The sequence below is a fragment of the Arthrobacter sp. ASL1 genome, from assembly GCF_056680475.1.
The window spans coordinates 2,767,254-2,790,910 of sequence record NZ_CM155284.1 but is presented as its reverse complement, the minus strand read 5'-3'; the positions used below and the strand labels follow the sequence as shown (position 1 = coordinate 2,790,910).

At 69.6% G+C, this 23,657-nt stretch carries 19 protein-coding genes; 7 read left to right on the top strand and 12 right to left on the bottom strand.

Annotation, left to right across the window (positions count from 1 at the left end; genetic code table 11):
- Positions 1-185: 185 nt before the first annotated feature.
- From galK to AC1MEQ_RS13165, 7 genes are read right to left on the bottom strand one after another with little or no spacing between them, the layout of a single operon-like run.
- Entirely contained in the window at positions 186-1,445 is a 1,260-nt protein-coding gene (gene galK, locus AC1MEQ_RS13195) for a galactokinase (RefSeq protein ID WP_479791285.1), read from the bottom strand.
- Positions 1,442-2,602 carry a galactose-1-phosphate uridylyltransferase gene (gene galT, locus AC1MEQ_RS13190; protein ID WP_479791284.1) on the bottom strand — a complete coding sequence of 387 codons (1,161 nt, stop codon included), beginning with the start codon at positions 2,600-2,602 and terminating at the stop codon, positions 1,442-1,444. The genes galK and galT overlap by 4 nt, the downstream gene beginning before the upstream one ends.
- Positions 2,599-4,716, bottom strand: coding sequence for an alpha-galactosidase (locus AC1MEQ_RS13185; RefSeq protein ID WP_479791282.1), 2,118 nt, complete (start codon positions 4,714-4,716; stop codon positions 2,599-2,601). Before AC1MEQ_RS13185 ends, galT begins: the two co-directional genes overlap by 4 nt.
- Positions 4,713-7,874 carry a glycoside hydrolase family 2 TIM barrel-domain containing protein gene (locus AC1MEQ_RS13180; RefSeq protein WP_479791281.1) on the bottom strand — a complete coding sequence of 1,054 codons (3,162 nt, stop codon included), beginning with the start codon at positions 7,872-7,874 and terminating at the stop codon, positions 4,713-4,715. Before AC1MEQ_RS13180 ends, AC1MEQ_RS13185 begins: the two co-directional genes overlap by 4 nt.
- 9 nt (positions 7,875-7,883) lie before the next feature.
- Entirely contained in the window at positions 7,884-8,852 is a 969-nt protein-coding gene (locus AC1MEQ_RS13175; RefSeq protein ID WP_479791279.1) for a carbohydrate ABC transporter permease, read from the bottom strand.
- Entirely contained in the window at positions 8,849-9,760 is a 912-nt protein-coding gene (locus tag AC1MEQ_RS13170) for a carbohydrate ABC transporter permease (protein ID WP_479791278.1), read from the bottom strand. The genes AC1MEQ_RS13175 and AC1MEQ_RS13170 overlap by 4 nt, the downstream gene beginning before the upstream one ends.
- A 22-nt stretch (positions 9,761-9,782) precedes the next feature.
- Positions 9,783-11,144 (bottom strand): ABC transporter substrate-binding protein, encoded by a 1,362-nt coding sequence (locus AC1MEQ_RS13165; protein ID WP_479791277.1) that lies wholly within the window; start codon positions 11,142-11,144, stop codon positions 9,783-9,785.
- A gap of 287 nt (positions 11,145-11,431) precedes the next feature.
- Between AC1MEQ_RS13165 and AC1MEQ_RS13160 the strand changes: the two genes are divergently transcribed.
- The 4 genes from AC1MEQ_RS13160 (at position 11,432) to AC1MEQ_RS13145 (ending at position 14,955) form a co-directional block, all read left to right on the top strand.
- Positions 11,432-12,217, top strand: coding sequence for a DeoR/GlpR family DNA-binding transcription regulator (locus AC1MEQ_RS13160; RefSeq protein ID WP_479791276.1), 786 nt, complete (start codon positions 11,432-11,434; stop codon positions 12,215-12,217).
- A gap of 9 nt (positions 12,218-12,226) precedes the next feature.
- The gene (locus AC1MEQ_RS13155) at positions 12,227-13,321 is read left to right on the top strand and encodes a CdaR family transcriptional regulator (protein WP_479791274.1); all 1,095 of its coding nucleotides are present in this window, start codon (positions 12,227-12,229) and stop codon (positions 13,319-13,321) included.
- A gap of 86 nt (positions 13,322-13,407) precedes the next feature.
- Positions 13,408-14,562, top strand: a complete 1,155-nt coding sequence (locus AC1MEQ_RS13150; RefSeq protein WP_479791272.1) for a glycerate kinase — start codon at positions 13,408-13,410, stop codon at positions 14,560-14,562.
- A gap of 12 nt (positions 14,563-14,574) precedes the next feature.
- Positions 14,575-14,955, top strand: a complete 381-nt coding sequence (locus AC1MEQ_RS13145) for an RNA-binding S4 domain-containing protein (RefSeq protein ID WP_479791270.1) — start codon at positions 14,575-14,577, stop codon at positions 14,953-14,955.
- Between the two features lie 6 nt (positions 14,956-14,961).
- On the opposite strand, the gene AC1MEQ_RS13140 is transcribed toward AC1MEQ_RS13145, so the two are convergent.
- Positions 14,962-15,468, bottom strand: a complete 507-nt coding sequence (locus AC1MEQ_RS13140; protein ID WP_479791269.1) for a ferritin — start codon at positions 15,466-15,468, stop codon at positions 14,962-14,964.
- A 143-nt stretch (positions 15,469-15,611) separates the two neighbouring features.
- Here AC1MEQ_RS13140 and AC1MEQ_RS13135 point away from each other — a divergent pair, with 143 nt between their 5' ends.
- Together AC1MEQ_RS13135 and AC1MEQ_RS13130 are read left to right on the top strand one after the other, a co-directional pair.
- Entirely contained in the window at positions 15,612-17,309 is a 1,698-nt protein-coding gene (locus tag AC1MEQ_RS13135; RefSeq protein ID WP_479791268.1) for an ABC-F family ATP-binding cassette domain-containing protein, read from the top strand.
- A gap of 104 nt (positions 17,310-17,413) precedes the next feature.
- Positions 17,414-18,784, top strand: a complete 1,371-nt coding sequence (locus AC1MEQ_RS13130; RefSeq protein ID WP_479791266.1) for an NAD-dependent succinate-semialdehyde dehydrogenase — start codon at positions 17,414-17,416, stop codon at positions 18,782-18,784.
- Here the strand turns inward: AC1MEQ_RS13130 and AC1MEQ_RS13125 are convergent.
- Both AC1MEQ_RS13125 and AC1MEQ_RS13120 read right to left on the bottom strand, forming a co-directional pair.
- On the bottom strand, positions 18,781-19,086 hold the full coding sequence (locus tag AC1MEQ_RS13125; protein WP_479791264.1) for an acylphosphatase: 306 nt from the start codon (positions 19,084-19,086) through the stop codon (positions 18,781-18,783). The genes AC1MEQ_RS13130 and AC1MEQ_RS13125 overlap by 4 nt on opposite strands.
- Positions 19,083-21,089 (bottom strand): S9 family peptidase, encoded by a 2,007-nt coding sequence (locus tag AC1MEQ_RS13120; protein WP_479791262.1) that lies wholly within the window; start codon positions 21,087-21,089, stop codon positions 19,083-19,085. Before AC1MEQ_RS13120 ends, AC1MEQ_RS13125 begins: the two co-directional genes overlap by 4 nt.
- Before the next feature lie 77 nt (positions 21,090-21,166).
- Between AC1MEQ_RS13120 and AC1MEQ_RS13115 the strand changes: the two genes are divergently transcribed.
- Entirely contained in the window at positions 21,167-21,709 is a 543-nt protein-coding gene (locus AC1MEQ_RS13115; protein ID WP_479791261.1) for a DUF1697 domain-containing protein, read from the top strand.
- A 7-nt stretch (positions 21,710-21,716) separates the two neighbouring features.
- Here the strand turns inward: AC1MEQ_RS13115 and AC1MEQ_RS13110 are convergent, their stop codons facing one another.
- Positions 21,717-23,012, bottom strand: coding sequence for an MFS transporter (locus AC1MEQ_RS13110; RefSeq protein ID WP_479791259.1), 1,296 nt, complete (start codon positions 23,010-23,012; stop codon positions 21,717-21,719).
- On the bottom strand, positions 23,012-23,554 hold the full coding sequence (locus tag AC1MEQ_RS13105; protein WP_479791257.1) for a TetR/AcrR family transcriptional regulator: 543 nt from the start codon (positions 23,552-23,554) through the stop codon (positions 23,012-23,014). The genes AC1MEQ_RS13110 and AC1MEQ_RS13105 overlap by 1 nt, the downstream gene beginning before the upstream one ends.
- Positions 23,555-23,657 lie beyond the last annotated feature (103 nt).

Here is a 23,657-nt window from a genome sequence, read left to right as displayed (position 1 = left end):
GGCGTGCACCGCACCCGTCCGGACGCACCGGTGCAGCGGTTCGCAGTGAATCCCCACCGTCCACACAGCCGCCGCCTAGCTCTGGCTTCTAGGCTTTCAAGTACCTCATAAAGGTGCGAGTGATGAATCGGGGCCCCGGCTTTCCCCCAAAGCCGGGGCCCTTCTCATGCCCGACGGATGAGTGGTCATCGGTCGACCCTGCAGGCTCCGGGCCCCGGCTGGACTGTGAAGATGTCGGGCGCCAAGTACCCCTCGACGGCGAACCGGGCCCGCACCGACTCCACGACGGCCGCGGCGTCGCCGACGGCGACCAGGGCGATGGCCGATCCCCCCAACCCGCCCCCGGTCATACGGGCGCCCAGGGCCCCGGCCTGTTGGGCCGCGTCGACGGCGGCGTCGAGCTCGTCGCAGGAAATCCCGAAATCCTCGCGCATCGAGGCATGGCTGGTGTTGAGCAGGGGTCCGATGGCCCGTGGCCCCTCAGCCTCAAGGGCGGCCACCGTGTCCAGCACGCGTTGGTTTTCCGTCACGATGTGGCGCACCCTGCGGAAGGTGTCGGCATCCAGCAGCCGTTGAGCTTCGGACAATCGGGCGGGTTCGACATCCCGCAGCGCGGAAACCCCCAGGGCGGCCGCGCCCCGCCGGCAGGCGGCGACCAGGTCCTTGTAGCCGCCGGATTCATGGGCGTGGGCGACACGGGTGTCGATGACCAGCAGCGCCAGCCCGACGTCGGCCAGGGCCAGGGGGACCTGCCGCGCATCCCGGCTGCGGCAATCGAGGAACAGGGCGTTGCCGGCCGTCCCCAGCAGGGCGGCCGACTGGTCCAGGATGCCCGTCGGTGCTCCCACGAAATCGTTCTCCGCCTGCTGGCAGACCAGCACCAGCTCCCCGCGCGGAATGCCGGTGCCCAGCAGTTCGTCCACGGCCAGGGCCACCGCGCATTCGATCGCCGCCGAGGAGGACAGGCCTGCACCGGACGGGACGTCGGAGTCGAGCAGGATGTCCAGCCCGGGCACCTCGTGTCCACGCTGCTGCAGGGCCCAGATGACGCCGGCCACGTACCGGGCCCAGGGTTCGACGGCGGCCGGTTCCAGGTGCCCCAGCTCAACGTCGGTGACCTGGCCGGCCGTGGCCGGGCGGCCGGTCCCCGCCGGGTCGGCCCCCTGCAGGGAAGCAGCACGCAACCGGGCTGGACCCCTCGGCCGCAGCGCGACGGCGACCCGGGCACGGTGTTCCAGTGCGAAGGGCAGCACGAAGCCCTCGTTGTAGTCGGTGTGCTCTCCCATGAGGTTCACCCGGCCCGGTGCCGCCCAGACGCCGTCGGGCGCGGAGCCGAACAGCCCGGCGAAGGCCTGCGTGATGCGCTCCAGGTCCCCGACGTCGGGGGCCGCCCCGGAGGTGAGGTCGTCGGCGGTGGAGGAGCCGGCGTCGGGCAGGGAGGTCATGCGGTGGATCCTTTCACGGACCGGACGGCCGCGCGCACGCGGGCGGCCGTCGATTCGGGGGTGACGTCGCCGATGAAGGCGCCCATCGCGGCCTCCGAACCGGCCAGGTACTTCAGCTTGTCCTCGGCCCGGCGCGGTGAGGTCAGCTGCAGGTGCAGGCGCAGCTCCCCGGCGTCCGGGTGGCGGACGGGGGCCTGGAACCAGGCGGCGATGTAGGGGGTGGGGCTCGGGTAGAGGGCGTCGACGCCGCGGATCAGGCGCAGGTAGACCTCGGCCAGGTCTGCGCGCTCGCCGGCGGTGAGGCCGGCCAGGTCCGCCACGTGGCGGTTGGGCACCACGTGCACCTCGATGGGCATCCGGGCGGCAAAGGGGACGAAGACGGTGAAGTGCTCGCTCCGTTCCACGATCCGGGTCCCGGCGGCGAGCTCGAAGTCCAGCACATCCTGCATGAGGTTGCGTCCGGTGCGTGCCCGGTGGGTGCGCGCCTGCTCCAGCTGGATGCGTGTGCGCGGCGGGATGTAGGGGTAGGAGTAGATCTGGCCGTGCGGGTGGTGCAGGGTCACGCCGATCTGCGCTCCGCGGTTCTCGAACGCGAAGACCTGCTCGATGCCCGGCAGGACGGAGAGCTCGGCGGTGCGCTGGGCCCAGGCGTCGACGACGGTACGCGCCCGTTTCAGCGGGAGGTCCCCGAACGAGTCGTCGTGGGCCGCCCCGAAGGCGATGACCTCGCAGCGCCCATGCGCGGGGAAAGTATCCCCCAACCCCTCGCCGAGGACCTGGTCCTGCTGCCCGGGGCCGAAGGAAGGGAAGCGGTTCTCGAACACGACGACGTCGTAGTCGCCGGCGGGGATCTCGGTGGGGCGCCGGGGCGCCGAGGGGCACAGCGGGCATTCGTCGGCGGGCGGCAGGTGGGTGCGGGTCTGCCGGTGTGCGGCGAAGGAGACCCACTCCCCGGTCAGCGGGTCGCGGCGCAGTTCGGCCGCCGGTGGGCGGCCGGGGAGAGCGCGGGGATCGTCCGGGGGTACGAAGTCCGCCTGTTCCCGGGGCTCGTCGAAGAAGTAGAGGATGTCGCGGCCGTCGGCCAGCTGGCCACGTGCCGGACGGCTCGGGGACCCGGCCTCAACCGGCGGCGGGGTGTGCGTCTGCGGGCTGCTCATAGTTCCTCCAGGGCCTTCGCGTGGAGCAGGACGGCCCGCTCGGGGTTCAGAGCCGGGAGCATCAGGCCCACGGTGGACAGGTAGGCGCCGGTGGCGGTGAAGCCATCTGCCACCCAGCTGGGGGCGACCCGCTCCGCGTAGGTCCCGGGTTCGTCGCCGGGCAGGATCGCCGTGACCCGGTACGCCAGGTCGGGTGCCAGCCCGGGCAGGGCAACGGCACCGGGGCCGGCGTCGTCACTGGAGCGCAGGAGCACCCAGGCATAGAGGGCCTCGCGGCCGTCGCCGGCCACCGTCCCGTATAGGCTGCAGGCGTCGTCTCCGAGGTCGGCGCGGACCTGGACCCCGGAGTGCAGCAGGGCGCGGTGCTCCTTGTACAGCCGGACGAGCTGGTGCAGGGTGTCGCGGTCGGCCCCGACGGCCTCGCGGATGTCCCATTCGAGCCCGAAGTGGCCGAACAGCGCGGTGATCCCCCGGAAGGCCAGTGCGTGCGTGCGCCCGGAGGTATGCGCGGTGGGCGGGCCGATGTGCTGGCCGACGAGCTCGGGGGGCAGCACCCGTTGGGTCATCTCCTGGATGTGCTGGCGTTCGAGCGCATCGTTGGAATCCGAAGCCCAGACCCGGTCGGTATGTTCGAGGACCCCGAGATCCACGCGAGCGCCACCGGAGGAACACGATTCGATTTCCAGTCCCGGGTGGGCCGCTGTGAGCTCGTCCATCATGCGGTAGGCGGCCAGGGTCTGGACGTGCTGGGATGGGTGGCCGGCGGAGGACAGGTCGGCCAGGTCCCGGTTCTGGTCCCATTTCAGGAACGCGATCGGGGCGCCGGCGTCCCGGGCGTCGGCCAGCACGGTGTCCAGCGAGGCCAGGATGTGGGCGTACGCGTCCGGGTAGGTCAGGTCCACGACGTGTTGCTGGCGCCAGGTGGGGGCCAACGCATCCGTACGGGCCCGGCAGAGCCAGTCGGGGTGGTCCCGGGCCAGGGCGGAATCGGGGTTGGCCATCTCGGGTTCGACCCAGAGGCCGAATTCCATGCCGAGGTCGTTGACCTTCCGGATCAGCGGTACCAGGCCCCGCGGCCACACCTCGGGCGAGACGTGCCAGTCCCCGAGCCCGGCGGTGTCGTCGCGCCGGGAGCCGAACCAGCCGTCGTCGAGCACGAACCTCTCCACCCCGGCCTCTGCCGCAGCGCCGGCCAGGGACACGAGCTCATCCAGGTCGTGGCGGAAGTACACGGCCTCCCAGGTGTTCAGCACCACCGGGCGTGCGCGGCGCGGATGCCGTGCCCGCGAGCGCAGGTAGGTGTGGAAGCGGGCGGCGACCCCGTCCAGGCCGTGGCCCGAATAGGCCAGGTAGGTCCACGGGGAGGTGTGGGATTCGCCGGTGTCCAGCACGATTTCGCCGGTGCCGGGCAGTTCACCGGCGCCCAGGGCCCGGGTGGGGGTGGGCGTGCGTTCGGCGAACACCGTGCTGTTCCCGCTCCACCCCAGGTGCAGGGCCCAGACCTCGCCGCGCCGGTTCGCGAAGGATGGCGTGCCGGCGGCGAGCAGCAGCGGGGCGTCGTGGCCGGTGCGCCCGCGCCGTCCGGACCGCTGGTGCGTGCCCAGCACGAACGGCAGGCGCTGCACGGACCGTTCGCGGGACCAGCGACCGGCGGTGTCGAGCAGTTCGGTGGCCTGGGGCCCGACGGGCAGCACTGCGTGCAGGGCTCGTACCTCGTATCCGGGCTCTCCGGTGTTGGTCACCGTGTGGCGCAGCCGCAGCAGGCCGCCGGGGAGCAGCTCGGCCTCGGTGGTCAGCTGGAGACCGGCATCGGTGTCGGTGGCGTGCAGGGCCAGCCGGTCGGCGTCGCTGGCCACCTCGGGGTCGGTGAACCGGGCCGAGGTGTCGCGCCCACCGCGTCCACCGTCGAGGAGCGGGGTGCCGGACCAGCCGTTGGCAGGTTGCGGCCACAACGGCATCGCCAGCGGATGGTCGTAGTTGGAGTGCAGCACCGGCCCCGTGGATGCATGCTTCGGCAGGGACCCGGGGTCGGCACCGAAATGCACGACGGCGGGATCCCCGCTGGTCTCCAGGACCAGGGCGACGCCGTGGCCGGTGAGGGATATGAGGCTCATGGGGTGCCTTTCGCGGTGGTGGCCAGCAGGGCGAGGTCCAGGACCAGCTCCGCCGTGCGGGCGGAGAGGGCGTCGCGGTCGGCCACGTCGATGCCGCAGGAGCGGCTGCCCAGCCCGTGCTGGCCGGCGTCGATCCCGAGGTGCCACCGGGTGGGGGTGGGCAGGTCGGTGGGGTGTCCGGCGAGGGCCAGCTCCTGCTGGCTCCAGGGGCCGAGGGTGAAACCGGTGTCTGGCGGACCCTCGAGGATCCGCAGCCGCAGCGTCCGCCCGTCGGCCAGCGCCAGGTCAAGCCGGCGCAGGTGGCCGCGCCGGCCGTTGGCCTGGGGCCGCGGGTAGTCGGTGCGCAGCCCGGCCACGGTTAGCCGGTGGGTTCCGAACCGTTGGGCTGCCCGGGAGTCGGCATACGACTCGCCCGGGCCGGTGCCGGCGAAGGTCACGGCGCTGTCATCGGCGAGCGCGTCGGCGGGCAGGGTGAATCCGAACCCCAGTTGGGCCAGCGGGAAGCCGGGGTCCCGCAAGGACTCCATCCGTGCACGCAAGCGCAGCGCCCCGTCGACGACGCTCCATTCAACCTCGGTGCCGAACCCGGTCGACGCCGCGGGGGCACCGTAGCGGTGGGCTGCCCGCAGTCGAACCCCGTCGTCGCGGATGGCCACGGTGCGGCGTTGGAGCCGGTGCAGGCCCGCGCCGTGCCAGCGGTCGGCAAGCGCGACGACGGGGCCGGGCGTCGTGCCGGCGTAGGTGTCCCAATCGAATCCCGGGGCCGCCTGGGCGTCGGTGCCCACCGTGCCCGCGCCGCCGGGGCGCAGATCGCGGGTGGGTTCGATGGCCCCGGCGTCGTTGTCCGTCGGGGCACGGTAGACCTGCAGTACCGGACCCTCCAGCTGAAGGTCGGCGAGCCGCTCGAGCAGGCCGGCCCCGTCGAACCCGGCCAGGTTGTGCAATCCATGCGGGCCGGGGCCGGTGGCGGGCGGCGTTTCGACGCGGCGCGCGGGGAGCGCGACGGGCGGTTGGGTGGTCCCGGAGGCGGGGGCGTCGGCGGGACGGCCCGCGATCCCCTGCCCCCAGGCCGCCTCGTGTCCCCGTGGGGCCCACCAGGCATCGGCCGCGAGGCGGACGGTGACGGTGAGGACGGCACCGGCGTGCCCGCCCACCGCGCCGGGCAGGTCCAGCATGGTGGCCGAGCGTGCGGGGGTGAGCGGCACCGACAGGATCCCCGCGGCGAGGGGGACGGTGTCGTCGTCGGGCCCCTCCGGGTCGAGCCGCCAATGGAACTCATAGCCGCTGGTGCCGGCGAAATCCTGGCGGTTCTCGACCCGGATCCGTTCCCCGACGGTGACCCTGACCGGTTCGATGACCTTGGCGTATTCGACAATCCCCGGGCTGGGGGTGCCGTCGGCGAAGACGAGTCCGTCGAGGACGAAGTTCGAGGTGTGGATCGGCTCGGTGAAGTCGCCGCCGTACGCATACACGGGCGTGCCGTCCGGGGTGGCCGCGAGGATCCCGTGGTCCTTGTACTCCCAGACGAAGCCGCCGGCGGCCCGGGGGTGGGTATCGAAGACGGCCTCGTAGTCGCCCAGCCCTCCGGGCCCGTTGCCCATGGCGTGCGCGTATTCGCACAAAATGTACGGTTGGGCCGCAATCCGCTCCGATCCCGCCGCGCTCGCCGACGGGATGGGCCCCCCGGCCAGGATCGAAGCTGATTCGGTCGGGGTGGCATACATGCGCGAATAGACGTCGGTGTAGGCGCCGTCGTGGTCGCCCTCGTAGTGGATGGGGCGCATGGGGTCGTGCCGTCGCAGCCAGTCGGCCATGGCCACCAGGTTGGCACCGGTGCCGGATTCGTTGCCGAGGGAGAACATCACGACGCTCGCGTGGTTGGCGTCGCGTCGCCAGCTGCGCTCGATGCGGTCCAGGTAGGCGGGCAGCCAGGCCGGGTCGTCGGAGGGGTTCCCCGTCCAGTGGTCGGCGACGAATCCGTGGGTTTCCAGGTCGCATTCGTCGATGAGCCAGAATCCCAGCTCGTCGGCGAGAGCGAGCAGGTGGTGGTTGGGCGGGTAGTGGCTGGTGCGGATGGCGTTGATGTTGTGGCGCTTCATCGTGACCAGCTCGCCGCGGGTGAACTCCCGGGTGAGGGCCCGTCCGGTGCGCGGGTGGAATTCGTGCCGGTTGACCCCGCGGAAACGGATCGGTGCCCCGTTGACCCGCAGGACCCCATCGGCGATGTCGACCCGTCGGAATCCCAACCGCAGCGCCACCGTTTCTCCGCCCGAGGACAACGTGGCGGTATACAGGCGTGGCGTCTCCGCGGTCCATCCCTCCACCCCGCCGACATCCAGCCCGGTCCGGGCGGTGGTGATCTCACGTTCGAAACCCAGCTCGGGGACGGACAACCGCAGCGGGTACGCCGCCGCCGGGGCGTCGACCTCCAGCGTGAGGTGCCCGGCACCGCCGTCGTAGTCGGCGACGAACTGCACGTCGCGGATCCCCTCGACGGGCTCACCGATGAGGGTGACGTCGCGGAAGATGCCGGGCAGCCACCACTGGTCCTGGTCCTCCAGGTAGCTGGCAGCCGCGAACGCGTGGACCCGGACGACCAGCCGGTTGACCGCCCCTCCGGGCAGCAGGGCGTCGGTGACGTCGAATTCGTGGGTGAGCCGGCTGCCGGCGGCGTGTCCGAGTTCGGTGCCGTTGAGCCAGAGCCGGAAGGTGGATTCGACGCCCTCGAAGCGCAGCACCACCCGGTCCAGGCCCTGCAATACGGTCCGGGTGAACCCCAGCGAGTCGGCGGTGAATTCGCGCAGGTGGTCCCCGATGCCGCCCGCGTCGGGCACAAACGGCGGGTCCAACGGGAAGGGGTAGTCGACGTTGGTGTACCAGGGGCTGCCGAAGCGGTTGGACGCACCGATGACCAGGGGCCCGTTGGCCTCGTCCAGGACCCAGTGCCCGGGGACGGTGACGGTCTCGGGGAAGTCGGCGTCCGGGGCGGCGGGGTCGAGGTGGGCCGCGGCGACAGTCGGGGCATAGCGGAACCCCCAGCGGCCGTGGAGGCTGGCTTCGGGCCGGTCGGAGTCCAAATGGGCGCGGGCGGGCAAGGCGCCGGAACCGGGCGAGGGATCGAGGTGGTAGGGCAGGGCGGGGGTTGCGGGGATTTTCACGGGGCCGCCCTACTTGTCGCTGCCGAGGGTCAGGCCGGCCACGAAGTGCTTTTGCAGCGCAAGGAACATGACCACGGTGGGCAGGGCGATCATGACGGCGCCGGCGGCGACCAGGTTGTTGTCGGTGAAGAAGGCGCCCTTGAGGTTGTTCAGCGCGCTGGTCACCGGCATGGCGTCGCCGTCACGCAGCAGGACCAGGGCCCAGAAGAAGTCGTTGTAGATCCAGGCGAACTCCAGCGTGGCCAGGGCCGCGAGGGCCGGCCGGGTCAGCGGGAGCACGATCTGGTAGTACTGCCGCCAGACCCCGGCACCGTCGACCTGGGCGGCCTCCCCGAGCTCGTCGGGCAGGGCCTTCATGAAGTTGGAGAGCACGAAGACGCAGAACCCCATCTGGAAGGCCACGTTGATCAGCACGACGCCGAACTGGGTGTTGTAGATGTCCAGCGACAGGTACATCCGGTACAGCGGGGTGATGATGACCTGTTGCGGCAGCAGGTTCGCCGCGGTGAAGAACATCAGCATCGCCAGGTTGAGCTTGAAGCTGAAGCGTGCCAGCACGAAAGCCGCCATGGAGGACATGAAGAGGACGACGACGACCGCGGGGACGGCGATGTAGAGCGAGTTCAGGAAGTAGTGCGGCAGGTCGGCCTGGGTCCAGGCGGTGACGTAGTTGTTGAAGTTCAGTGTGTCCGGCAGGGAGACGTATCCCTTTTCGGCGGTCTCGGCATAGGGGCGCAGGGAGGTGTAGACGGCCCAGGCCAGCGGCACCAGCCAGATCGCGCCCCAGAGGATCAGGGATACGTGCAGGATGACGCGGCCCGGACGCAGCGGTGCCTTGCGGTCCGTACCGAGGCGGTCCCGCCGGGACCGCCGGGGTTTGGGGCGCGTGGCGTGGGGCGTTGCAGAGCCGGGAGCTCCGGCGGCTGCTGCGTCCCGGTCGGCATCGGGTTCCCCGGGGGTCAGCGTGGCGGCGCTCATCGGGCGCCCTCCTTCCTGAAGGTCTGCACTAGGTAGGTGACGATGAAGACCAGCGAGATGACCAGCAGGATGACCGCGATGGCCGAACCGAATCCGATCCGGCTGGCTTCGCCGATGATGTTGTTGGTGATCAGCACCGAGAGCAGCTCCAATCCGTTGGTTCCCTTGTTGATGATGTAGACGATGTCGAAGGCACGCAGGCCCTCGATCACGGTGACCACCAGGACGATGACGTTGATCGGCTTGAGCACGGGGAAGACCACCCGGAAGAAGGTCTGGCGCTGGTTGGCCCCGTCGATGGATGCTGCTTCCTTGATGGAGGGATCCACGCCCTTCAGGCCCGCCAGGTAGAGAACCATGATGTAGCCGACGTGACGCCAGCTGGCCGCGACCAGCACGGCCCACAAGTTGATGTCGGAGTTGCCCAGCCAGTTGACGTGGGCCCCGGAGAGCTGGTTGATCAGCCCCTGGTTCTGCGAGTACAGCAGCGTCCAGATGAATCCGACCAGCGCCAGCGAGAGGACCACCGGAAGGTAGAAGACGCTCTGGTAGACGCGGGTGCCGCGGATGTTCTTGTCCAGCAACACGGCCAGGAAGAGGCCCAGGGGGGTGGCAACGAGGGCCAGGACCAGGAGCCAGATGATGTTATGGCGCAGCGCGGGCCAGAAGGGCGGGTAGATCGTGGCGACCTGTTCGTAATTCTGGAACCCGACGGGCTGGATGGCAGTGACGCCGTTCCAACGGGTGAAGGAGAGGAAGACCGATCCCAGCGCCGGCCCCCAGACGAAGACCAACACCACCAGTGCCGGGAGTCCCAGCATCAGGGTCAGGACCACGCGGTCGGTGGTGCTGTACCGTCGGACCTTCCGTCCCTTGGCCGGTCGCGCCTTGTGCGTCAATGTGCTCATGGTGTTCCCCTCCTCCGCGGCCTCAGCCGACGAAGATCGCCTTCTTCTGCGCCTCGACGTCCTTCAGGATGTTGTTGATGTCCTTCGGGTTCTTGATGAATGCCTGGATCGAGGGGATCATCACGGTCGAGGCGAAATCCGGCCGGGTATCCCGGTCCATGAACTGGGCGATGTTCTTGGCCTTTCCGACGACCTCGGTGGCCTTCTTCTGCAGGTCCGTGTAGCCGGAGGTGTCCATGTTGCTTGCCGGCCCGACCAGGCCCTTGTCGGCGTCAGCGTTGATCTTCTCGGCGTCGGCGCTGCCCAGGTACTCCAGCAGCTTCTTAGCCGTGCCGCCGTTCTGTGTCTGGGCGCTCATCATGAATCCGTCGATGGGCGCATCGATTGAGTCGGTGCCGAAGTCCGGGTTGATCTCGGGGAAGGTGAAGAAGTCAAGATCCTTCAGCGCGTCCCCGCCCTCGACGTCCTGGAACTGCTGGGAGACGAACATGCCCAGCAGGTACATCCCCGATTTCTTCTGCAGCAGGCCCTGGGCGGTCTCCTGCCAGTCGCGTCCGAGCCCGCCCTTCTGGTGGTAGGGCAGCAGTTTGGCCCAGGTGTTGAAGACCTCCTTGACCTGGTCGGATTCCCAGGAGTCCTCCCCGGCCAGGAGCTTGGTGTGGTAGTCGTAGCCGTTGATGCGCATGTTCAGGATGTCGAACGTACCCATGGCAGGCCAGCCGTCCTTGTCGCCGAACGCGATCGGGGCCAGCCCCTCCTTGAGCATGTCCTCGCTGATGGCGGTCATCTGGTCCAACGTCGTGGGAACCTCATATCCCTTGTCCTCAAAGACCGATTTCCGATAGAACATGGCCCACGGGTAATAGGACAACGGGACGAAGTACTGCTTTCCATCGCTGCCCGTCGCGGCGGCCTTGAATGATTCGCTGAAGTTCGATCCGATGGTGTCCCACACCGAGGAGATATCCCCGGCCAGGCCCTGGTCGGCGAAGAAGCGCATGCGGTACCCGGAGAACCAGCTGAAGACATCGTCAGGATCCCCCTGCAGATAGGAGTTGATCTGCTCCTGGTACGTGTTGTGGTCCACGGTATTGATCGAGACCTTGGAACCGGACTCCTTCACGAAACCGTCGATGATCTTCTGGTACGCGGCCTTCGGCACGGCATCCGATTGGTTGGAGCCGAAGGTGATGTCACCGGTGCCCGCGCTGACGCTGGCACCGCCGCCACCTCCGCCGCAGGCCGTGAGGGCGGCGAGCGCGGAAAGGCCCATCGCCCCTCCGAGGACGGATCGCCGGTTGACGGGGACACTGAGTCCCTTGCCGAGCGATGACGGGCTGGGCGGAAATGGACGCCCCGTCGGGTGGGGATGGTTGTGGGCCACGGTGACTCCTTGGGTTGTGCCGTTGGCCCGCATTTCCATGTGCGCAACGACGGGGATAAGGGAGAAACACTCAAAGTCGATCAGAAAGCAACTAATTCCGACTTCACGATACTATGACACGCACCACACCCCGACACAAGACATCGATGAGAATCCCTGTAAATCCTGTTGATAGCGAGAGAATTCGCTCATCGGGCATGTCAGCATACTCGAACAATTTCGGACCTCGACTATGCTGGCGACTATCGGGCCACCGGCCACCACCCCCGCAGGAAGGCGCATCGACCATGGCAGAGATGCTTCCGCAGCAGCGCCGTCGACACATCCTGGAGGTGCTGAACAGATTCGGACAGGTCCGCGTCACCGAGCTCTCCCACGATCTGGGCATCTCGGAAATGACCGTCCGCCGGGACCTCAACGCCCTGGCCGGGGCCGGGGAACTCGTCAAGGTCCATGGCGGTGCCACCCGCGAGCAGTCGGCCACCAGCATCGAGCCCGGTTTCACGCGCAAGCTCGGATTGGCCGCGGCCGAGAAGGAGGCGCTGGCGCTGCGGGCCGCCGGTTTGATCGAACCGGGGATGTCGGTCGCGCTGAATTCCGGCACGACCACGTACGCACTGGCCGGACAATGCACCGGGATCGACAATCTCACCGTCATCACCAACTCGCCACGGATCGCCGAGGTCTTCTACAGTGCCGAGAACCCGTCCCAGACCATCATCCTGACCGGCGGGATCCGCACGCCCTCCGATGCACTCGTCGGCCCCCTGGCCACGGCGGCCTTGGCCCAGTTGCATGTGGACATCTGCTTCATGGGCGTCCACGGGATGACCGCCGAAGACGGGTTCACCACACCGAACATGCTCGAGGCCCAGGCCAACCGCGCCTTCATGGCCTCCGCAGCACGGCAGGTGGTCGTCGCCGACCACAGCAAGTGGGGCATCACCGGCTTGTGCCAGATCTCGCCCCTGGATGCCGCCGACATCCTGGTCACCGGCGACGCCCTCTCCCCCGACGCGGCCGAGGTCTTGCGGCAATCGATCGAGACGCTCCTGCTCACTCCCACCATCTAAACTGGCGGCATGCCCTTGCCCCTGAGCCGCGAGTTGGCCCAACGAGTCATCGACCACGTCGCCCCGACGCTCGAGTTCAACATCAACGTGATGGACCCCTCCGGCCGGATCATTGCCTCCACCGACCCGGGACGAATCGACAGCGTCCATGCCGTTGCGCGGGCCGTGGCCTCCGGGGAACCGGGGATCGTGCACGACGACGGATCCCCCACCGAGAAGGCGGGGGTCAACCTGCCGTTGCGCCTCGAGGGCGAGATCGTGGGGGTCCTGGGTGTCACCGGGCCCCCGGAGCGGGTCGCCCCGGTGGCGCAGGTACTGGTCTTGACGATGGCCCTGCTTCTGGAGCGCGAACGCGAAATGGATGACTCCGCCCGCCGCGACGCCGCGGACCGCGAGCTGCTCTCCCGCATGGTCTCCGGCGAGCTGACAGGCCGGAAGATCGAGGCGGCCCTGGCCGCGGGCGTCCCGGAACTTCCGCCGCCCTGGCGGCTCCAAGCCGCATTGGCCCCGGAGGAGGCGGGGACGCCAACGTCCGACGAGGGTGCCCCGCAGCCGCGCGAGCCGCATCGGCGCGCCAGGTTCGGCGACGCACTGTGGATCCTCACTGGCGGACGGTCTACCCGGTACGACGACGGGCCGACAGGCACATCTGCTGGATGCACCATCATCGACAGCGGACCATGCGCCAACGGGGCCGAACTGGCCGGATCGGCCCAGGCCCTCGGGGCACTCGCCGCCGCGCGACAGCTATTGCCCCTGTCTCCCGCGTCCGGACCACTCCGGCTCGACGACTTGGCCGCCGAGCTGTCCGTGGCCTGCCTGCCTCCTGCCACGGCGGCGGCACTTGCCGCCCGCGTGGGCCCGCTGCGCGCCGAGCACCACCGCACCCTGGAAGCCTTCACCGCGTCGGGCGCATCGGTTTCAGCCACGGCACGAGAGCTGTTCCTACATCGGAATACGGCGATCCAACGGCTGGATCGGATCACGCAGCTGACCGGCCTCGACCCCCGGGTCCCGTCGCAAGCACAGACACTGCGCCTGGCGACCATCGCTGCCCGTGCCGGAACGCCAACTTCGTTCCACCACCCCACCAACCATGGCTAATCCGCCCTCCTTTGAAAGACAGATACATCAAAATCATAGGCAGGATGCCCATATCAGTGGCCTCTTGTGCCGTCTAGAGTAGTTCCATGAGCACACCGGCACCACCCCTCATCGTCGTAGCCCCCGACTCCTTCAAGGGCAGCGCCTCCGCGGCCGAAGCAGCCGCGGCCATGGCCCGCGGTGCGCGTGCCGTGGCGGGTCCGCGGGCCCGGATCGTCGAACTGCCGATGGCCGACGGCGGCGAGGGAACCCTCGATGCCCTGCTGGCCGTCTGGGGGACCGGGCCGCTCACCGTGGACACCACCGACGCCCTGCGCCGGCCGTGCACCGCCCGCTACGGCATCTCGGCGGACGGGGCCACCGGCATCATCGAAGCGGCCGAGGCCAACGGCCTCCCGCAGGTCTCCGACGTCCCCCTCCAGCCGTTGGAGGCGGACACCTTCGGTGTGGGTCTGGTTGCGGCCCACCTCTTGGACGCGGGTGTCGCGGAGATCCTGCTATGCATCGGCGGTTCGGCCACGACCGACGGGGGGACGGGGCTGCTGGCGGCGCTGGGCGTGCGGTTCCTCGATGCGACGGGAGACGAGGTCGCCCCCGGGGGCGGCGCGCTCTCCTCCGTCGCCCGGATCGATGCCTCCCAGCTGCACCACCGGGCTGCCCATGTCACATGGCGGATCGCCGTTGATGTGGACAACCCGCTTTGCGGACCACGTGGGGCCGCAGCGGTGTTCGGCCCGCAAAAGGGCGCCTCGGCCGGCGATGTTGCGTCCCTGGACGCCGGGCTCGCACATCTGGCGCGGGTGCTCGGTGCGGACGCGGCGGCCCACGAGCCCGGATGCGGGGCCGCCGGCGGCATGCCCCTGGGCCTGGCCGCCCTGCTGGGGGCCGAGATGGTTCCCGGTGCCGAGCTGGTCTCCACCGCCGTCGGACTGGCAGACGCCGTCCAGGATGCCACCGTCGTGCTCACCGGCGAGGGTCGGCTGGACAGCCAATCGCTGGGCGGCAAGGTCGTCGACGCCGTGCGCCGCACCGCCGGACCCGGCACGCGCGTGGTGGTCGTCGCCGGATCAGTCCAGCTCGATGCGGCTGCCTGCCGTGCGGCGGGGCTGACCGCAGCGTTCTCGATCGCCCCTGGGCCGGCGGATCTGGCCGGGCTGCAGGCCGATGCACTGCGGCTCATCGAGGACACCGCAGCGCAGGCGTGTGCCGCCCTCGGGCTCGGGACCGGCAGGTGCGGCTAGTCTCGAGGGACCATGAAAACGTTGGACAAGGCAGTACGCATCGATGCGTGGCTCTGGGGGGTGCGCGCGTTCAAGACCCGCTCGGCGGCCACGGCGGCGTGCCGCGCCGGACACGTCAAGCTCAACGACCGCCCGGCCAAGGCCGCGGCGGTCATCGTGCCCGGGGACACCATCCGGGTGCGCGAATCGGGGTTCGAGCGGATCCTCGAGGTGCGCCAGCTGATCGTCAAGCGCGTAGGGGCGCAGGCAGCTGCCAGCTGCTACACCGACCACACGCCGGCCCGGCCGAAGGCCCCCGCGTTGATGGTCCCGGTCCGCGACCGCGGTACCGGCCGGCCCACAAAGCGCGACCGGCGCGAGCTGGAGCGGATGCGCCGCGAACTGGGCGGTTAGGCCCGGTTAGGCCTCGTCGGCGCCCGGGCGGGAACCCAGTTCGGCATCCAGGCGCAGCAGGCCCGGGCCGTCGTCGCCGATGAGCCGGACGCGGCCGATGATCTCGCCCACGGTCGCCTCCTCCTCGAGCTGCTCGGAGACGAACCAGCTCAGCAGGGGCAAGGCGTCGATGTCGCCCTCCTGCTGGGCCAGCCGGTACAGGTGGCGGATGGCCTCCGAGACCTTCACCTCGTGGGCCAGCGACGCCTCGAACGCGTCCCGGACGGAACCGGCCTTCACACCGGGGGCCCTCATGGCGCCGATGGACGGGCTCGAATCGCGGTCGGTCATGTGGGAGATGAACTTTTCGGCGTGGACGATTTCCTCGTGCGACTGCGCGCGGAACCATCCGGCGATCCCCGGCAGATCCTGGACATCCATCTCGATGGCCAGCTGGCGGTACACCATGGATGCCTCGAGCTCCAGGGTGACTTGGTCGTTGAATGCCTTTTCGAGTGCTCCGGTGAGTTTCATGGGGCCCAATCTACGGCGGAATACGAAGGCTGTCATGGGAGTTTGGCCTAACTGGCCTCCCCCGGCACCCAATAGCGAACGACGGCGTTGCGCCGGGTCGGCAGGGTTGGGAAGCCATACCTGATCCCACCTAGACTGGCCGGATGGGTCATATTGATGTTGCCGGGATCGACTACTTCCTCTCCGATGGCACGCAGCTGTTGAACGAGGTCTCCTTCAAGGTCGGCACCGGCAGCAAGACCGCCCTGATCGGCCCGAACGGGACCGGGAAGACCACGCTGTTCAAGATCATCGCCGGGGACCTGGTGGCCGACGGCGGAACGGTCGGGCTCTCCGGGACGCTGGGCATCATGCGCCAGTTCGTCGGCCAGGTCCGCGACGAATCCAGCGTGCGCGACCTCCTGGTCTCCGCCGCTCCCCCGCCCCTGGCCGCTGCCGCCGCCGAATTGGCCGCCTCGGAAGACGCCATGCTGGCCGACCACTCCTCACCCGCTGCCGAGGAGAAGACCCAGATGCGCTACGCCCAGGCCATCGTCGACTGGGGTGACGCCGGCGGTTACGAGATCGAAACCGTTTGGGACGAAGTCTGCATGGCGGCCCTGGGGCTGCCCTTCGAACGCGCCGCGCACCGCCCTGCCTCCACGCTGTCCGGCGGCGAGCAGAAGCGACTGGTCCTGGAGGCCCTCTTCGCGGGCAACGACGAGGTGCTGCTGCTCGACGAGCCGGACAACTACCTCGACGTTCCGGGCAAGCGGTGGCTCGAGTCCAAGCTGCGCGCCACCGACAAGGCGGTGCTGTTCATCAGCCACGACCGGGAGCTGCTCAACCAGGCCGCCCAGCGGATCGTCACCCTCGAACCGGGCGCCAACGGGGCATCGGCGTGGATCCACGGTGGATCGTTCGGCAGCTACGTCGAGGCCCGCGCCGACCGCAATGCCCGCTTCGAGGAACTGCGCAAGCGCTGGGACGAGGAGCACGCCAAGCTCAAGGAGCTGGTGAACATGTACAAGAACAAGGCGGCGTTCCGCTCGGACATGGCCAACCGCTACCACGCGGCACAGACACGGCTGGCGAAGTTCCTGGAGATCGGTCCACCCGAGGCCCTGCCGATCGAGCAGAACGTGAAGATGCGCCTGCGCGGTGGACGCACCGCCAAGCGGGCGATCGTGGCCCAGAAGCTGGAGCTCACCGGGCTGATGAAGCCGTTCTCCACCGAGATCTGGTTCGGGGACCGGGTCGGCGTGCTCGGCTCAAACGGTTCGGGCAAGTCCCACTTCCTGCGCCTGCTCGCCGCCGGCGGCACCGACCCCGAGCGCGAACATCTGCCGGTCTCCGACACCGTGCTGGCGGAGGTCCCCCATGAGGGCACCGTGAAACTCGGGGCACGCATCCGCCCCGGCTACTTCGCCCAGACCCACGTCCGCCCCGATCTGGGCCAGCGCTCGCTGCTGGACATCCTGCACCGCGGGGACGAACACCGCTCGGGACTCGGCCGCGAGGCAGCGTCCGGCTCCCTGGACGGTTACGGGTTGGCTTCACAGGCTGAACAGGCCTTCGACTCGCTCTCCGGTGGCCAGCAGGCCCGCTTCCAGATCCTGCTCCTGCAGCTCTCGGGCGCCACCTTGCTGCTGCTCGACGAGCCCACCGACAACCTGGACCTGCACTCCGGGGAGGCATTGGAACGGGCGATCAACGCATTTGAGGGCACGGTCCTGGCCGTGACCCACGACCGCTGGTTCGCCAAGTCCTTCGACCGCTTCCTGGTGTTCGGGTCCAACGGCCGCGTCTACGAGACCGAGGAGCCGGTGTGGGACGAGGCCCGGGTGGAACGAGCCCGCTGACCGCAGGCACGGGGGAATACCCGGATGACGCGCAACGCTATGCCGAAGACGTGGCCACTCAGGCACAATGGCCACGACAGCACGTCCCCATCGAAGGAGCCACGTTGAGCATCTACGCCGTCACCAATCCAGCCACCGGCCAGGTCGAGAAGGAATACGACACCATCAGCGACGCCGGCCTGCAGGAGGCCACGGCGGCAGCCCACGCGGCCTTTGGCACCTGGCGCACCAGCGCTGTCGATGACCGGGTCGCCCTGCTGGGCCGCGTCGCCGACCTCTACGAGGAGCGCAAGGACGAACTCGCCGCGATCATCACCCGTGAAATGGGCAAGCCGGTGATGCAGGCGAAGGGGGAGATCGACATCGTCGTCTCCATCTACCGCTACTACGCCACGAACGGCCCGAAGTACCTCGAGGACGAGCAGCTCGATGTCGTCGCCGGGGGCACCGCCGTCGTGCGCAAGGAGGGCCTCGGCGTCCTGCTGGGCATCATGCCGTGGAACTTCCCGTACTACCAGGTCGCCCGGTTCGCCGCCCCGAACCTGATGAACGGCAACACGATCCTGCTCAAGCATGCACCGCAGTGCCCGGAGTCGGCGCTGGCCATGGAGCAGATCTTCCGCGACGCCGGAGCGCCCGAGGGTGCTTACGTGAACATCTTTGCCACCAACGAGCAGATCGCCGACCTGATCGCCGATCCGCGCCTCGCCGGGGTCTCGCTCACCGGTTCCGAACGCGCCGGTTCGGCCGTCGCCGAGGTCGCCGGGAGGAACCTGAAGAAGGTCGTGCTCGAACTCGGCGGCTCGGACCCGTTCATCCTGTTGGATACCGCAAACCTGGACAAGACGGTCAAGCGTGCCGTCAACGGGCGCATGGGCAACGGCGGGCAGGCCTGCAATGCGGCCAAGCGCTTCGTGGTCATGGCGGACCTCTACGACGACTTCGTCGAGAAGTTCACCGCGTCGCTGTCCGCGATCACCCCGGCGGATCCGTCCGACGAGAAGACGTTCCTGGGCCCGCTGTCCTCGCAGGCGGCCGCCGACAACCTGGAGAAGCAGGTGAAATCCGCCATTGCCGAGGGGGCGACCGTCTTGGTGGGTGGGTCGAAGGTGTCCGCGGATGCGGCGTTCTTCCAGCCGACCGTGCTCACCGGCGTCACCCCCGACATGGACGTGTTCCACCAGGAGCTGTTCGGCCCGGTTGCGATGATCTTCAAGGTCGCCAGCGAGGAGGACGCCGTGGCCCTGGCCAACGACACCCCGTTTGGGCTGGGATCCTCGATCTTCACCGAGGACCCGCAGCGCGCCCAGCGGGTGGCCCACCAGATCGACGCCGGGATGGTCTACATCAACGAGCCGGCCGGCACCGCGGCGGAGCTGCCCTTCGGCGGCGTCAAGCGCTCCGGCGTCGGCAGGGAGCTGGGCAAGTACGGCATGGACGAGTTCGTGAACCGCAAGCTCATCCGCACGCGCTAACCAACCTCGAACCCGGTGGCCCCGGGGTCCGGCTCGATCTGCCGGACCGCGAGGTGCCCCGCCCGGCCCGGGGCCTGCGGCGAGCGCAGCCAGGAGACGAGTTCGGCCACGGGTTCCGGGGGTCCCTGGGCGGTGACCCGCACGCTGCCGTCGGGGAGGTTCACCGCCGAGCCGGTAAGCCCGAGGGCCTCGGCCCGCTGCCGGGTGAGGTAGCGGAACCCGACCCCCTGCACGGTCCCGGTGGCCGTCGCCTCGATGGCGGTGGCCCCGTGTCCTCGCGGCCCGGGTCCCCCGCTGCTCATGCCGGGCTCTCCCCGCCGCGCGTGAGTTCGATCGGCTCGACGTCGGCGGTGAACCCGAAGACGTGCGCGTAGAAGGCCAGGGAGAGTTCCTGGGCGCGGACGATGTTGGCTGCCTTGCGGAAACCGTGCTGCTCCCCGGCGAAGAGGACGTAGGCGTGCTCGATCCCCTTGGCGGCCAGGGCGTCGGCGAAGAGACGCGACTGGTTCGGCGGGACCACCCGGTCCTCGTCGCCCTGCAGCAGCAGCACCGGGCAGCCGAGCCGGTCCACGTGGTTGATGGGGGCACGTTCGGCGTAGAGGTCCCGGGCTTCCGGCCACGGACCGACCAGCGATTCCATGTAGTGGGCCTCGAAATCGTGGGTGTCGGCGACCAGCGCCTCGAGGTCGGCCACGCCGTAGCGCGAGATGCCCGCGGCGAAGACGTCCGTGTTGACCAGGCAGGCCAGCGTGGTCCAGCCGCCGGCCGAACCGCCCTCGATGGCCAGCCGCTTCGGATCCGCCAGCCCGGCGTCGACCAGACCCCCCATGACGGCGACCGTATCCGCCACGTCGGCGACACCCCATTCGCCCTTCAGCCGGTCGCGGTAGGCGCGGCCGAAACCGCTGGAACCGGCATAGTTCACGTCCACCACCCCGATGCCCCGGCTCGTGTAGTAGGCGATGGGCAGCGACAGGCCGATGCGTGCCTGCCCGGTGGGCCCGCCGTGCACGAACGCGACGAACGGCGGCAGCTCGCCGTGCAGCCCCGCGTGGCCGGCGAGCGCCGGGGCGTAGACGTTGGCATGCACGACGGCGGCGCCTCCTGCCGCGGGAAAGTCCATCGCCTGCCCCGTGGGCAGAACGCCGGCGTCGGGCAGTTCGCGCAGGGCACGCCGGATGGTGCGCAGGCTTCCGGTGTCCACGTCCACGAGCCGGATCCCCGCGCCCTCGGTGGAACTTTGCGACACGGTCAGGATCTCGACGCCGGTGCCGGGGGCGTTCCCGCTGCGGCGCACCCCGGACGGCAGGGCGTGGGTGAGCGGGAGGTCCAGGTCCTCCAGCACACCGGTGGTCGGATCCAGCATGCCCAGCCGCATCCCGTGGGTGCCATGCGCGGTGAGGATCCGTCCGTCGTCGAGCACCCGGTACCAGGTGGTGCCGACCTGCCAGAGTGGTTCGGCGAATTCCTCCTCGCGCGGGCACAGCGGCCGGGCGGCGTCGGATCCGGGGTCCTGACGGTAGAGGTTCCACCAGCCGGAGCGGTCGGAAATGAAGGCCAGGGCCTGCGCGTCGAGCCACTCGGGCTGGAGCACCGACTCGGTGGTGGAGCCGGCGATGTCGCGTACCCCGGTGGCCGGGCCGGCGTCGTCGACGTCGCCGACGTGCAGCACGGTCCCGTCCCACGGCATCTGCGGGTGCTCCCAGCTGATCCAGGCGATGCGGGTGCCGTCCGGGCTGACGCGGGGGTATGCGACAAAGCGGGACGACGGCGTCACCCGGCGCAGGGCGGTGGCGTCATCGGCCGCGCTGCCATCGAGCGGGATGGCCACGATATGGCGCTCGATCGCCGCCCCGGTGTGGTCCTCGCAGACGGCCAGCACCTCGCCGTCGCGCCAGGAGGGCGTAAATTCCGCGAAGCGCAGGTGCGGGTCCCCGACGTCGCCGGCATCCGGAACGGAGGCCGGGGTCAGCGCGCTGGTCCCGGCCGCACTGTGCAGGTACACCCGCTGATCGGCAAAGTTCGCGAACACCAACCGGTCGCCGGCGCCATCGCCGATCGGCGCCCAGGCGGATCCGCCGTATTCGTGGACCCGGCTGCGCACGTTGTAGGGGGCGGGGACGAGCTCGCGGTGCGGCTCCCCGTCGGCGACGACCGTGAAGCGGCCCCCCTCGGCGGGACGGCCCTCGAGCCACCAGATCGAATCGCCCACGAACCGCGGCGATGCCACCGGGGTGCTGGTGGCCACCAGCGAGGCGGCGGAAATCGGGGAGGGCCAGGAACCGAAGGGGGCGCGGGTTGTCATCCCCCGAGCGTACCGAAGGCCGACCCGCACCCGGGTGGGCATTCCGCCGTCGTGCCCTTCGGAGGCAGAATGGGCCCATGCACACCTACGCCGTCTTCCTGCGCGGCATCAACGTCGGCGGCGTCCGGATCGCCATGAAGGACCTCGCCGAGGCGCTCGCCGCCGCCGGATACGCGAACGTGTCCACCCTGCTGGCCTCGGGGAACGTGGTCCTCGACGCGCCGACCGGCGATGCCGCGGCCCTGAAGACGGACATCGAGGCCGTGCTGCGGACGCGTTTCGGCTACGAGGCCTGGGTCATCGTCACGACGCCGGCCCGGCTCGCCTCGATCGTGGCCTCCTACCCCTTCGACGCCGTGGACGACGGCATCGCGCGGCACGACTACGTGGTCCTCGCCGCGACCCCGGACGCGGTGCGGGAGGTGCTCGCCGCCTGTCCGGAACGCTCCCCCGGCGAACGGGCCGCCGCCGGCGACGGCGTGCTCTACTGGCAGGTTCCGCGGGGCAGCTCGTTGGAGACCCGGGTGGCGCGTGAACTCGGGCGCGCCCGCCACAAGGCGGTGCTGACGACGCGGAACATGAACACGCTGCGCAAGGTGCTGGCCCGCACCGGGACCTGAGCCGGACTCAGGTGCGCACGGGCACCCGGGAGGCCCCGGCGTCGTCCTCGATCTGGCGGGGGCCGTTGATCATCACGGCCCCGACGATGAGCACCAGCAGGCAGACGCCGAGCATCCCGAAGGACGCGGCCCAGCCACCGGTCGCGTCGCGCACGACGCCGAACAGCAGCGGTGCGATGGCGGCCCCGGCATAGCCCAGGCCCTGGCTGAAGCCGGCCAGCACACCGGACCCGTAGGTGGTGCGCGAGCGCAGGTTGATCATCAGCAAGGCCATCGCGAACGTCCCCTGGCCGAGCCCGGCGGAGGTGATCCACCACCAGGTGCCCTGGGTGGGCAGGAAGTACATGCCGGCGTGCCCGATGATCCACAACACGATGAACAGGCCCGCGGCGTAGATCGGGTGCCTCATCCGGGGGACCACGAGCGGGACCAGCAGGCTCACCGGCAACCCGAGGATCGCGAAGTAGCCCAGCGCGCTGCCGGCCACCGCCGGGTCGAGGCCCTCGCCGATGAGGTAGGGCGGCAGCCAGGTGAAGTAGACGTAGGTCTGGCCCGAGTTGCCGGCCAGGAATATGGCCAGGCCCCAGGCCACGCGGGAACGCCAGGGATTGATCCGCCGGTCCGTTTCCACCGGGACGACGCCGGCCAGCCGCGCCGTGGTCTGGGCTTCCGTTTCGGTGGCGGCGAGCCGGGCATGTTCGGCCGCCTCGGCGCTTCGCCGGCGCCGGTCCGCGGCAAACTGGATGCCCCACGGGATGAGCACGACGACGCTGGCCAGGGTCCAGAACCCGATGGAGAACCGCCAGTCGGAGACCTGCTCCAGGGGCACCGCGAACATCGGGCTCATGGCCGTGCCGATCGCGATGAGCGTCACGTATCCGGAGGTCACCGACGAGATCCGGTCCGGGAAGTACTTCTTGACCAGCGGCGGCAGGACCACGTTGCCGATGCCGTAGCCGACCATGGTCAGCGCCGAGAGCAGCAGGAACGAGGCCACATCGCCCACAAAGGCGCGGCCCGCCTGCCCGATGATCGCCACCACGACGGCCAGCAGCAGCGTGCGCTCGAGCCCGAGTATGGCGATCATCCGCGGGGTGAGCAGGCCGGAGACGGCAAAGATGATGGGGGCCAGCATAGCCAGCAGGCCGGTGCTGAACGAGGTGAATCCGAGCTCCGGTCCGATGAGGTCCAGCAGGGGCGGAACGGAGACGACGGCGGCGCGGACGCTCAGGGCCATGAGCATGATGCCCACGAGCGCGGCGATGCGGCCCTTCCACGGCCGGTGTTTCAGGCGGAACGCCATCAGCGCCCCTCCTTCAACCGGTCGACCTGGGCGAGCAGGGCATCGATGTCGCTGGCGACCAGGGAGCGCGACCAGCGGCCCGGCAGGGTGGAATGGTAGTAGAGCCCCTCGCCGATCAGCATGATGGCCTCCGCCGCGTGTGGATCGGCGACGTCGTCGCGGACCAGGCGTTCCCACTCGCCGTGGACCCGGTCCAGGGCGGCCAGCGCGGGGGCGTGCGATCCGGCGGCCAGGCGGACGACGGCCTGGTAGGTGCGGTCGAACCCGGTGTCCTCTGCCGTCGAGGTCCGCACGTAGTAGCGCGCCGCGCCCTCGGTGGCCGTAGCCATCAGCTCATTGTCCTGGCGGGCCGCCTCGAGCAGGCGCTCGATCACGGCCTCGGCCAGCGCGTCCTTGGTCGGGAAGTGGTAGAGCAGCCCCCCTTTGGACACCCCGGCGAGGGACGCCGTTGCGTCCATGGTGGCCGCGCGTTCGCCTTCGGTGCGCAACAAGGTGCAATAGGCGTCGAGGAGCTTCTCCCGCGCTGCCGGTGGTCTGGACATGGTCCCGACTCTAGCGTTTCAGCGACCGCTGAATGTCATCGACGCAACATAGACGCAATACCGTCCAGACGGTACAGTTACTCGGGTCATCCATTGATCGAAC